The organism is Pseudenhygromyxa sp. WMMC2535, assembly GCF_011083025.2.
In genome coordinates this window covers 294,949-307,545 of record NZ_JABJWV010000001.1, presented here as the reverse complement: position 1 = coordinate 307,545, position 12,597 = coordinate 294,949, and the positions used below count along the sequence as shown (strand labels likewise).

4 protein-coding genes are annotated in these 12,597 nt (G+C 65.8%); all 4 read left to right on the top strand.

Translation table 11 applies throughout. From position 1 onward, the window contains the following. The first annotated feature begins 1,011 nt into the window (after window positions 1-1,011). The 4 genes from G6O69_RS01140 to G6O69_RS01125 are packed head-to-tail and all read left to right on the top strand — an operon-like array spanning window position 1,012 to window position 12,590. Window positions 1,012-2,388 (top strand): hypothetical protein, encoded by a 1,377-nt coding sequence (locus G6O69_RS01140; RefSeq protein ID WP_172301676.1) that lies wholly within the window; start codon window positions 1,012-1,014, stop codon window positions 2,386-2,388. A 22-nt stretch (window positions 2,389-2,410) separates the two neighbouring features. Next, window positions 2,411-4,831, top strand: a complete 2,421-nt coding sequence (locus G6O69_RS01135; RefSeq protein WP_172301675.1) for a hypothetical protein — start codon at window positions 2,411-2,413, stop codon at window positions 4,829-4,831. Window positions 4,832-4,851: 20 nt separating this feature from the next. Next, entirely contained in the window at window positions 4,852-8,805 is a 3,954-nt protein-coding gene (locus G6O69_RS01130) for a DUF6519 domain-containing protein (protein ID WP_172301674.1), read from the top strand. A 23-nt stretch (window positions 8,806-8,828) separates the two neighbouring features. Further along, window positions 8,829-12,590, top strand: a complete 3,762-nt coding sequence (locus G6O69_RS01125) for a DUF6519 domain-containing protein (protein WP_172301673.1) — start codon at window positions 8,829-8,831, stop codon at window positions 12,588-12,590. The last annotated feature ends 7 nt before the right edge of the window (window positions 12,591-12,597 follow it).

The following is a 12,597-nucleotide window of genomic DNA, read 5'->3' as shown; positions in this document are numbered from 1 at the left end:
CGATGTGTCGGCGCTGCTCGTGGTGCCAGAGCTAGTCGAAGTGTCAGAACTGTCCGACGTATCAGAGCTACCTGATGTGTCTGCGCTCGGCTCTGCCGAGTCGTTGGAGGCAGGATCGACGCAGACTCCGCTTTGGCAGCTGAGTTCGCCGAAACACTGGCCTTCGGGACTGCACGAGCAGTCGAGGGCTCCGACTTGGCACGACGAGTCATCGCCCCCGCCGTCTGAGCAGGCCGAGAAGAGAATCATGGAGAGGATCGCGCTCGCGCGCCAAGCCTTTGATGTGAGCATGACCCTCCCAGGATACCAGTCCACAGATGAAAGTTCAAAATTACCCGTAGCTTCTTGTTCGGGACGAGTGAGGTTGATTTTATGGAATTCGTAAATGTCTTTGTAGAGTTGAGCTCATATATCAAGGCAGGTGGTCTGGATGTGTCGAGTGATCTGTTGGGGTCGGTGAAGGCAGGCGGCCTCTCAGCGGTGGTCGACTTGGGCATCTCTGGAAGTGTGAGCCCTGGCGTTCGTATTGCGGGTGACGCTGGTGGGGAGGTGTTCGAGGGGCAGTCCTCCGTAACTCATATGTGTGTATGGAGTGGTAGTGATGTCGTGTCTGGTTTTGTTGGCATGCGTGCTCGTAATTCCAGTCTGTATGAGGGGATGATGGTGTGCGTGCATGATAGTGTTTGGATGTGGTCTGTTGTTGTTGATGAGTTGGTGAGCGGTGATTTGGGGGGTGTCGCGTACACGAGCTCCATTGGTGTGCAGTGGCTTGGTGTGGGGCTCGCTGAAAATGGCAGCCGTGATGTTGTTGCAATGTCGATTTTTGCAAATCTCAATTCAGGAATCGACGTGCCTGCTATTCATTTTGAAAATGACACTGCTCAGGTTACGCTTGATGGCCTGTATTTAAATATTGTCGCTGGTGACTTTGTTGTCGTTGAGCGAGGTGGCGATGTTGGTGTTGCGAAGGTGACGTTTAATCTCTATAGTGATATTGTGCTCGACAATGGCATGGTAGTGCCCGCCTCGACGCTCTTCCTTGAATTTGCCAGTATCCTGGAAGGCGTTACAGATGATACGAACGACATCCGCATCTGGTACAACGCCCGCAAAGCCGGCGTCCTAGAGCGCCTCCCCACGCTCACCGTCACCCCCGCCGACATCCTCGCAGCCCCGCGAGCGGTCACCCTCTCCGAGCCCAAGAAGGGCCTGCTCCCCGAGGACGACACCTTCTTCGTCATCCGCGACGCCGAGGGCGAGGCCCGCCGCGCGGTCGGCCGGGGCGTCTACGACGAGGACGGCAACCCGCAGATCCAGATCACCTCGATCGAGCTCGAGGAGGGCGACGACGAACTCGAGCTCGTCAAGCCGATCACCTTCTCCTGGGGCCTGACGCAGGTCACCGCGGGCAAGACCGTGACCCGCGAGATCCTCGGCTCCGGCGACGCGAGCCAGAGCTTCCAGCGCTTCACCCTCGCCAAGTCGCCGCTCACCTACGTCGCCGACGCCACGGTCTCCGGCGGGCGCCGGGCCGAGCTCACGGTCTACGTCGACGGCGTGGCCTGGCGCCGGGTCTCCTCCTTCTACGGCGTCGAAGCCGGCGAGAAGGTCTACACGATCCGCCACGACGAAGACGACGCGACCCACGTGATCTTTGGCGACGGCGAGCTCGGGGCGCGGCTGCCCACGGGCGCCAACAACGTGGTGGCCACCTACCGCTACGGCGTGGGTGGAAACGTCGCGGCCAACACGATCGACTCCCTGGTCCGTCCGGTGGATGGGGTGGAGTCGGTCTACAACCCGCTGCCGGCGACCGGCGGCGAAGAGCCTCCGAGCGCGGAAGCGGCCCGGCTGCAGGCGATCGCCAGCACGCGGGTGCTCGACGAGATCGTCTCGCTGGCGGACTTCGAGGTCGAGGCCTCGCGCTGGGGCGGGGTGCTCGGCGCCCGCGCGCGCTGGGCCTGGAACGCGGCCGCAGACCAGGCGATGGTCGAGATCTGGGTGATCTACCCAGAGGTCGGTGACCCCTCGACTGCGCTCGTCGCCTACCTCCAGACCATGGCCGAGCCGGGCACGCAGATCAGCGTGGCCAAGGCCAAGGCGCGGACCGGCGCGCTGGCGATCGCCCTCGAGCTCGACCCGCGCTATGTGGCCGGGGAGGTCGAGGCCGCGGTCGCGGCCGCGCTCTACGACGAGTACGACGGGCTCCTGGTGCCGCGCAACGCCAGCGTTGGGGGGGTCTTTCACCGCAGCGTGCTGCACCGGGCGATCCACGAGATCGAGGGCGTGCTCGGGGTCGAGAGCCTGCAGATCGACGGCGTGGCCATGCCCCGCCACATCACCCTGGCGGCGGGCGAGTACCTGGCCCTGACGCCGGCCGAGAGCTGAGCGCAAACGAAGGAAGCATCCAATGGCAAGCGAGACACAAGCCAGCGCCGGCGTGGCCCTCGACGGCTACACGGACTACTACACCGAGAAGCTGTGGCAGTGGCTGCCCGGCTACCACCGCGAAGAGGACGCGTCGACGGGCAGCCCCGGCACGCTGCGGGGGATCATCGAGGCGATGGGCGAAGAGTCGGCGGAGGTCCGCCGGGCCCTGGATCGGATCTGGGAGAACCACTTCGTCGAGCTCGCCGACGACGAGGCCCTGGCCAGGCTCGGCGCCCTGGTGGCGACCCGCATGGTCCACGCCCTCAACCGCCGCGGGCGTCGCGTGGATGTGGCCAAGACGATCTGGTATCGCCGCCGCAAGGGCACGCCGCGCGTGCTCGAGAGCCTGTCCGCGGACATCGCCGGCTGGCTGGGCGCGCACCTCGAGACCCGGCTTCGGCTCGCGCGCAGCGTCCACCTGCTCGAGCCGGCGCCGAGCCGCGAGCGGATCCGTGCCCAGGCCATCTTCACGGGCACGCCCCGCGGCGGCTGGGCCAACCTGCGCAGCCCGAGGATCCCGGCGCTGGCGTGGACGGCCTTCGAGGAGCTCGCCCACACGCCGGACTTTCGCCCGCTGCGCGGTCACGAGGGGCGCTACAACATCCCGCGGGTCAACCTCCACGTCCACCGCATGCGCGCCTTCGAGATCAACTACCCCACGGTGGTCGAGCTCGAGGCTGGCGGTGAGGGGGCGGCCTGGAAGTACGTCCTCGATCCCTCGGGCCGCGAGGTCCCGCTCTTTGTCGTGGCCGATCGCCCCGAAGACGAGAGCTGGACGCGGCAGCGCGAGTGGCAGATGCCCAAGGTGATCGAGCGCCGGCTGCTCGCCCACGCCGAGTTCGAGTGGAGCCAGAGCACGCTCGAGACCTTCTTGGCGATCCCGCTGCAGACGGCCACGGTCGAGCTGCTCGCCAAGTACAAGGACTTGCGCTTCCCCAGCCTGCGCGCGCTCGAGCGGCTGATCGGCTCGTTCCCCACGAGCGCGGCCGACGACATCACCCACGTCGATCACATCTTGGCCGTTTTCGACGCGGCGCTGGTCCGCGAGTGCGGCAAGGCTCAGCTCTATGGGCCGGACCCCGAGACCGAGGGCAACCAGGCGCTGAGCCTGGCGATCGGCGCCGACAACAGCGCCACGGCGCTCTCGCGTGGGCAGGTCGCCGCCGGCAACCTCAGCGGCTGGGGCTCGACCTGGGATCTGTCCGCGGTGCTCGACGCCGCAAAGCCCATGCAGCAGGCGATCGTCGATCCCGAGCGCGGCGCGGTGATCAGCCAGGCGAGCGACGGGAGCAGCCCGCTGCTCGCCCCAGTGCTCCACTATGGCTTCTCGGGTGAGGTGGGCGCGGGCAGCTACGACCGCCGCGGCTCGATCATCGTGGACGACGCGGTCGCCCTGCTCGACAACGACGGCGACGCGCCGGGGCCGGTCTCGACCACGCTCGCGACCGCGGCGATCGAGCAGCTCCAGGACAGCAAGACCTACGACGTCAGCGCCGACCTCAGCGGCGTCGAGGACTACCGCCTCCAGGCCGCCAACTTCACCCGCCCCTACCTGCGCTACGTCGAGTCCGAGTCGGAGCCCGACACGGTGTGGACGATCACCGCGGCCGACAAGCTGGTGTCGACGGACGAGCGCAACTTGAGCCTCGACGGGCTGTGGATCGGGCTGCACGACCCCAGCGTGGGCGCGGTCGATCCTTGCCCGCCCGTCGGCGGCCGCCTGCGGCTGGCGGGGACCTGGGACCGCGTCGAGATCAGCCACTGCACCCTCGATCCCGGCGGTCAGCAGATGAGCGCGGACGGGACCACGCACAAGGCGATCCAGTACGTGGTGCTCGAGATCGCCGGCTATGTCGAGGAGCTGATCATCGACCGCTCGATCGTCGGCCCGATCCTCGGGACCGTGGCCGGGGACGCCTGCTCGATCGGCAAGCTGACGATCCGCGACTCGATCGTGCTGGCCGTGGACTACGGCGTGGCCGCGATCGACGTCGAATTTGGCGAGCTCCACGTCGAGGGTTCGACGATCGGCGGCGACGTGGTCGCCAACCGGCTCTACGCCAGCGACAGCCTGTTCGACGGGAGCGCGACGATCACCGACCTCCAGCACGGCTGCTTCCGCTTCAGCGCTGGGATCGACGGGAGCTGGCCGCGACCCTACGAGCACTACGTCTTCGATAGCTTCGACATCGCGTGGCTGGAGTCGCCGCGCTTTGGTGACCCGGGCTTCGCTCGGCTCTCCAAGCTCGCGCCGAGCGAGATCCTGACCGGGGCCGAGAACCACGGCGAGATGGGCGTGTGGAACCACCTGATCGATCCGATCAAGCGTGGAGACCTGCGCGCCAAGCTCGACGAGTTCATGCCCTTCGACCTTCAGACCACGCTGGTCACCGAGAACTGAGCGAGAACCGAGAGCGATTCATGGCCAACCTCGATATCAGCCGAGACCCCTTCGGCGTAGCCAAGCACTACACCAGCGCGCGCATGCAGCAAGGCCGCAGCCTGCTCGACGCCGACTGGAACGACGACGGACAGCTCAGGGCCGAGAACCTGCGCCTCAACCTGCTCGAGATCCTCGGGGTCCAGGGCAGCAGCAACGCCGGCTTCGCCGTGGGCGGCGTCGAGGCGAAGACCGTCTGGGCCTACGACGACAAGCAGTGGGTCGAGAGCTACGACTTCAGCCTGCACGCGGGCAGCTTCTTCGTCGGCGGCCTGCGCCAGCAGATCGAGGCCGGCAAGGAGACCTTCCTGGGCCAGGTCGACTGGCAGCAGATCGACCGCAAGGCGGACAACCTGCCGACGCGCCCGAGCTTCTCCGAGATGCTGCCGGAGGCGCTGACTGGCGAGAACGTCCGCTTTGGCATGGTGGGCCTGCTCGAGGTCGCCCCGCGCTACGACCTGGTCTACCTCGAGGCCTGGGAGCAGCCGGTGACGGCGGTCGAGGACGCCGAGCTGCGCGAGCGTGGTCTGGGCGGCCCCGACAGCGCGGCGAGGATCCGTCGCATGCGGCGGATCCTCGTGGCCGAGTCGGTCGAAGACGACGCTCCGGAGAGCGCCCTCGCCGAGGTCATGGCCGCGCTCGAGGCCGAGGGCGTGGGCAGCTTCGACGCCGAGCAAGGCGAGTTCGTGTCCGCGGCCAAGCTGACGGTCTCGGTGCTCTCGGATAGCTCGGATCTGTGCACGCCGACCCCTCCCGGTGGCTACCTCGGCCACGAGGACCAGGCGATCCGCGTCGAGCTGCGCAAGCCCAACGCGATCATCTGGGGCTTCGACAACGCCGCGCCCTTGTACCGCGTGAAGGTCGGCGCTGGCGGCCGGCGGCTGACCTTCCTCAACCCCCCGCGCGACGGGTTCCTGCGTCCGCAGCAAAACCAGCTGGTCGAGGTCATCGCCTGGGGCTCGGCGCTGCCCAACGGCGAGAAGGCGGCCGAGCTCACCGGCGAGCTGCGCCGCGTGGAGGAGGCCTACGACCCCGCGAGCGGAGAGCTGCTCCTCGACGAGGCGCTGCCACAGGGCATGCTCGACTGGCTCGACGCGAACGTCGAGGTCGAGGCGGACGAGAGCGAGGGCCTGAGCGCGAATCTGACGGCGAGCCCACTGGTGGGCCTGAGCGCGACGGCGGCCGCCGAGGCGGTGAAGAGCGCGAGGGAGGCGTTGAGCGCGGGCGCGAACGCGACGGCGAGCCTGAGCACGTTGAGCGCGAAGCTCGACGCGCGCCCCGGCGAGGACGCTCCGGGCCGCTACCTCTACCTGCGCCTGTGGGACCGCGGCGGTGACCTCGAGAGCCCCAACCTCATCGAGATGAGCGAGCCCGTCGCGCTCGGGAACACCGGCCTCCAGCTGCGCTTGTCGGGCAAGGGCCGCGCGGGCGACTACTGGATCCTCGCCGCGCGCCGGGCCACGCCGCAGCAGGTCGTCCCCTGGGAGCTGCTCAGCGATCACGCGCCCATGGGGCCGCGGCGCTTCTACGCCTCGCTGGCGATGATCCGCTGGGAGGTGCCGGTGCGGATCATGAGCAAGGCCGAGCGCGTGGCGCTCGAGCTCGAGCTCGGCGAGGACGAGATCTTGGCGCTGACGATCACCGACGCCTTCGAGGCGGTCTGGGGTCCGCTGCGCTCCAGGGTCAGCGATGGGCGTCGCAGCCTCGCCAAGCTCTGTGTGGGGGGTTGTTGTTCGATCACGGTGGGCAACGGGGCCGAGAGCGAGGGCATGGTGAACACGCTGAGCGAGGCGCTGGCGCTGGTCCCCGACGGCGGCAGGATTTGTCTGCTGCCTGGTGACCACGCCGCGGAGGTCGAGCTCGTGGGGCGCAAGAAGGTCACGATCGTCGGCTGCGGGGAGCAGTCGCGGCTGATCAACGCGACCTATGCGGACTCGGGGACGGACCTCTACACCCAGGGGACGCCGCTGATCACCTTGACCGACTGTGACGGGATCGTGCTGCGAGACTTCTCGATGCGGGCGACCTCGACGGTGGGGATCAAGCTGCGCAACGCGGATGATCGCTGCCGAGAGATCACCATCGAAGGGCTGAAGATCGTGGCGGGGGGCAACGGGGGGACAGGCTCTTACGCCATGTCGCAGGCGGCAGTCCTCGCCCTCGGCGTGGAGGGGATGGAGGTGCGCGGGTGCGAGGTCCTCGTCTCGGAGAAGCTCAACATCACGCCTGCGCTGGTGCTCGGCGGTACGGGTATGCGCGTGCACGACAACGCGGTCCAGGCTGGGGATGTCGAGGGGAGCGATGTGTTCTCGATGGGGGGGATCCACATCCTCAGCCACAGCGTGGACGTTCGGGTCGAGCGTAACTTGATCCGCGGCGGCTGGGGGCATGGGGTGGCGCTGGGCCACTTGATCGTGTTTGAGAAGGGGGAAATGCTGAGTATCGATGAGCCCACGGCGTGGTCGCGGATGACGCGAAGCCTGGGCGATGTGATCAGCAACCTGCGTGGCTGGGCGCCAGCGGGCGAGAGTCCGACTTCCCTCGGCGAAGATGATTACTGGACGCCCGCCGGACCTGTGGTTGATTTGCACGTCTGCAACAACCGGATCCGTGGGATGGGTCTGTCCGGGGTGTCGACGGGGGGCTTCATCGACCATACTGGGGTCGCCGGGGCGCGCTACATCGTGGCGATCGATCTCGAGGTTGGCAACAACGAGATCATTGGCAACGTCCAGACTGAGGACCTCCCGAGCACGGGCTTCACAAACTTGCACACTGCGGTAGGCGGGGTGGTCTTGGCCGCCGGGTTGAACGTTCATATCCATGGCAACTCGATCACCGACAACTACAACACCGCGAACTCATCGGGCTCGGCCTGGGTAACGCCCATTGCTGGTGTCGCGGTGATCGCGGGGCAGGGCCTCATCATCGAAGGCAATCAGATCGCTGACAACGGCCTTGCCTACGAGGTGGCCAACACAATCCTCGACGTTGTTGGCTTGCGGGGGGGAGTCGTGATCCACGAGGTCTCCGCTGTGCGCGGCTACACCTTCCGCGACGCGCCCGAGGGTGTGACCGTCATCAGCCCGAGCTGGACGCAGCGCAGCAACGACCACGCGTTGATCATGCGCAGGAATCAAGTCCGCCATCAGGTTGGGAAGGCGCTGTGGGTGCTTCGGGGGTTTGGACCGATGGTGATCTCGGAGAACAGCTTGCAGAGCCTCGGGGATCCGACATCGACGGGGCTAGAGAACTCGGTGGTCAGTTATACTGGAGTAGGAACATTCTCGTCTCAAGGTGCGTGTGTGCAGATCTCCAATTTTGCGTACCCTCTAGATGCTTTGGTCACGGTGATTCCGAACTACCCGCAGGCTCAGATGGTTGACAGCGATGTCTCTATTCGGGGCGGGAACGTGGAGTTCATGGGTAACCACGTCAGGCTCGAATGGGAGTGGCTGGGGGGCTACTGCTGTTCGGTTTTGGTCTCTAGTTTTGACTCCGCGACGGTCATGAATAATGTGATGTCAGCGTCGATGTCGAACTCTTTGTCAGGGACCGAGGATGGTGCGCTGCTTGGGGAGTTGATGACAACAGCCACGAGTTACTCTTATCTTTTTTTGAATTGCTGGGTCGGGGCAGGGCGCCTGGTCAAGGCGAGTGGTAATCGCTTTGATGAGGGGAAGTACGATTGTTTGTTTTCTTGCTTGGCGCGGCATGCTGCCGATCTTGGTGGAACCTCGTCTGCTGAAGAGTTGGCGTATACTGCGGGTGACTCGCTTTTGGTAGCGAATGCAGCGTCTCACTGCATGTTCCCTGTCGATGGCGATGGTGCAGTCAATCAAAAAAACGCCGTGGCCTACTCGACTGTCGTCGATTGTGACAGCAGTGTGAGCGCTACCGAGGATAACGGCGTTCAGTACGTCAAAATCTTTTAATTCAAATCTTCGAGGACAAAATCATGAGCCATCCAGACCAATCACGTTTCCTCTTCGAGCCCGCCAAGCACTACTCCTCGGTGCGTATGCAGCAAGGCCGCGTCCTCGTCGACAGCGACTTCAACGAGCACGCCGAGATCGCCGCGGAGGAGCTCCGCGCGACGATGCTCGACATCATGTGCACGCGAGGCACGCCCAACGAAGGCATGGCGCTCACCAGCCCCGAGCTGGAGAGCGTGACCTTGCCCAACGACAGCGAGCACGACACCTTCAACTTCACCCTGGCCGCGGGCAGCTACTACCTGGGCGGCATGCGCCTGGCCATGGAGTCGAGCGAGACCTTCCTGCGGCAGAGCGACTGGTTGCAGGTCGACGCCGACGCCGCCAACATGCCGGCGGTCACGGCGGGCATGGAGGACCGCTTCGACCTCGTCTACATGCTTGCGTGGGAGCAGCCCGTGTCCGCCGTCGAGGACCGCGAGCTGCTCGAGCCCGCGCTCGGCGGACGCGACACCTCGGTGCGGATCAAACGGATGCGTCGCTTCGAGGTGTTGTCCGACGTGAGCGCTGGCGACTGCCAGACGGCCTTTGGCGAGCTGATCGAGAGTCTCACGCGCGGCGACTACGACTCGAGCAGCGGCGAGCTCGTCAGCAAGGCCCGGCTCAGCGTCAGCTTTGACGCGGATCCGGTCGAGCAGGACATCTGCGCGGATCCAACCACCAGCGGCTACGTCGAGGCCGAGAACCAGGCGATCCGCGTCGAGCTGCGCGAGGACAAGCTGGTCTGGGGCTATGACAACGCCTCGCGCCTCTACCGGGTACAGGTCCTCGACACCAACGAAAAGAGCAGGCTCACCTTCTTGACCGAGCCGGGGGACGTGACCCACTTTCCGCTCGCGGATCAGGTCGTCGAGATCCTGCCCTGGGGAGCGCTGCTGCCCAACGGTGAGAAGGTCGCGGAGAGCCAGGGCATGCTCGCGCGGGTGTCCACGACCTACGACCCGAGCACCAAGGAGCTGGTCATCGACACGGACGTGCCGGCGGACTGGATCGAGTGGCTCGCGGATCACGACGTCTACGACAACGAGGACGACCCATCAGAGGAGCGAAAGTTCTTCTATCTGCGGGTCTGGGAGCGCGGGGGGGCCTCGGACTCGACTGAGATCTCCTATTCCTCGGATTCGCTGGTCTCGCTGGGCAACACGGGGCTCTCGGTCACGATCAGCGCAGACGGCATGCCCGGCGACTACTGGATCATCGCCGCGCGGCCGAGCACGCCGGAGGTCGTCACGCCCTGGAACCTCGGCGGCGAGACGGCCGTCCCGCCCCACGGTCCGCGGCGCTTCTACACGCCGATCGCAACGATAGACTGGACCGGCGGCGCGGATCCTGCGGGAGAGGCGAGCGACTGTCGGGCGAAGCTGACCCCGCTGTGCGCGGTCGGAGGCTGCTGCACGGTCACCGTCGGCGACGGCAAGCGCAGCTTTGGCCAGGTCAGCACCCTCCAGGACGCGATCGACGTCGTCCCCGACGGCGGCAAGATCTGCTTGCTGCCTGGGGTCCACGAGGGCAACGCGCTGATCGACGGTCGCAGCGACATCGTGATCGAGGGCTGCGGAGATCAGAGCGTGCTCGAGAACCCGAAGCCGAGCTCCGGGAGCACGGACTTCACGACCTTCCTGGATCCGGTGCTCCATATTCGAGACTCGGACAACATCGTGATCCGCAACCTGGCGATCGAGGGCTTCTCCGCGGTCGGCGTCATTGTCGAGCAGGACGCCGGTGTTTGCACGGACATCCGCCTCGAGCAGCTGTGGATCCACAGCACAGGCGGCTTCACCATCGACACCGCGGGGCAGCTCTCGACCTACGATCTGCCGGCGCCAGGGATCTGTCTGATCGACGCGCGCGAGGTCGACATCATCGGCTGCAAGGTCTCGAGCGTGGACCTGCTGAACTTCTCGTTTGGCGTGGTCCTCAGCGGCGAGCACCTGCGCATGCACGACTGCGAAGTGACGGCCTCCGCGGGCCAGCTGGGCGTGTCGAGCTCGCTGTGGGGCGTGAACGTGCGCAGCACCTCGCGTGACGTGGAGATCGTGGGCTGCACGATCGACGGCGGCTGGGGCCACGGGATCGCCCTTGGTCACGGCGACTTCTTTGCCGACGACGCCGATGACATCACCGTCAAGGCGGTGCGCGTGCAGGCCCCGACGGCGGGCATGAGCTACACAACCGAGACCGAGCCCGACGACTGTGACTGCGGCCCTCAGCGCCGCCCGTTGCCGCCGACTCATACGGCGCCCGAGGGCGAGATCTTCTTGCCTGCGGGACCTGTGGAGGACCTGCGCATCTACGACAACCAGATCCGCAACCACGGCTTCAGCGGGATCTCGACCACGCTCTTCTTCCCGCACGGCTACGACTACCAGGGCGCTGGCGCCGAGGCGGCGCGCTTCATCGTCGTCACGGACGCGGACATCGCACGCAACGTGATCGAGGATAACTTGCTGATCGCTCTGCCCTCCGAGGGCTTCGTGAACTACGACGTCGCCGTGGGCGGCATCGTGCTGGCGGCCTCGGTCAACGCTTGGATCCGCGACAACACGATCCGCAGCAACGGCCAGAGCCAGACCGAGATGCCGATGTGCGGGGTTGGCCTCGTCGCGGCGATGAACGCCGTGATCGAGGGCAACATGATCACGGACACGGGCCAGGTGGGCACGGGTCGGCAGGTCTATCGCTATGGCCTGCGAGGTGGCATCGCTGTTGGCGAGGCGACGGGCGTGCGAATTCGGGACAAGGAAGGCACCTCGGGTGAGGCGATGCCGGCCTTCTTGACGGGGACTGGCGGGGCCAATCCGCCAGAGCCGATCAAGGACTGGACGAACGCGAGCAAGGGCTCGGCGGTGGTCGTACGCGGCAACGAGGTCGTGCATCCGCTCGGCCGCGCGCTGTGGGTGCGGCGGGCATTTGGCGCAGTGACGGTGACGGGGAACAGCCTGACCTCCTACGGCAGCCCGATTCCCGGCGACGGTCCGACGAACACGGACATGAGTTGGAAGCTCTATGTTGCGGGGGCGCTCACGAGCACTGGGGCGCTTCGACGGCCTGCCGCGGGCGCGGTGGTCGAGGTCAATGATTTTTGCCTCCCCGCAGGATCGGACTTTGGGGATATTACACTGCCAACGGTGGAGATGGTGGACCCAGGGGCGACGGCGCTCGAGGGGGGAGCGGTGTTGATGAGCGCCAACAAGACCCATCTCGAGTGGACCCAGCCCGGAGGGTGGAGTTGCGCGGTGTTGCTCAGCTCCTTCGACAGCGCGGCGATGACGGGTAATTCCTGCACCGCGGACATGGGGGCGACGTGGTCGATAGGCCCAAACCTAGACGTCGATGAGCCGCTGGAATTTCTCAAAGCGATGGCCTGGAGCACGGAGGGCAACTCCTTTTTGATCTGTCACGCCTACGTGGGCGGGCTCAGCGGGGCGTTGATGTCTGGGAACCAGATCTCGGAAGGGACCTATGAGGCGCTCTTCTCCGGTGGGGTTGGAGCGGCGATGGGAGGGCTCGACGATCTGCTCGTTGGCAGCTCCAATGCCGATTGCATGGTCGGGAACATCGGGAGCCATTGTTTCGCGTCGCAGACGGAAGAGAACAAGGCGGCCAACGTAGCGCTGAACAGCCCAGCGACCACGGGCTTCGGGCCTGACGACTACTCGGTAGAGTCGACGGCGGGTGATGCGGGGACGGGGCAGCTCGTGGAGATCTACGTGTCTGTTAGCTGAAGTGGTG

Coding starts and splice junctions, on each gene's coding strand:
- G6O69_RS01140 (WP_172301676.1), top strand. CDS start 1,012: ATGGTAGTGCCCGCCTCGACGCTCTTCCTTGAATTTGCCAGTATCCTG.
- G6O69_RS01135 (WP_172301675.1), top strand. CDS start 2,411: ATGGCAAGCGAGACACAAGCCAGCGCCGGCGTGGCCCTCGACGGCTAC.
- G6O69_RS01130 (WP_172301674.1), top strand. CDS start 4,852: ATGGCCAACCTCGATATCAGCCGAGACCCCTTCGGCGTAGCCAAGCAC.
- G6O69_RS01125 (WP_172301673.1), top strand. CDS start 8,829: ATGAGCCATCCAGACCAATCACGTTTCCTCTTCGAGCCCGCCAAGCAC.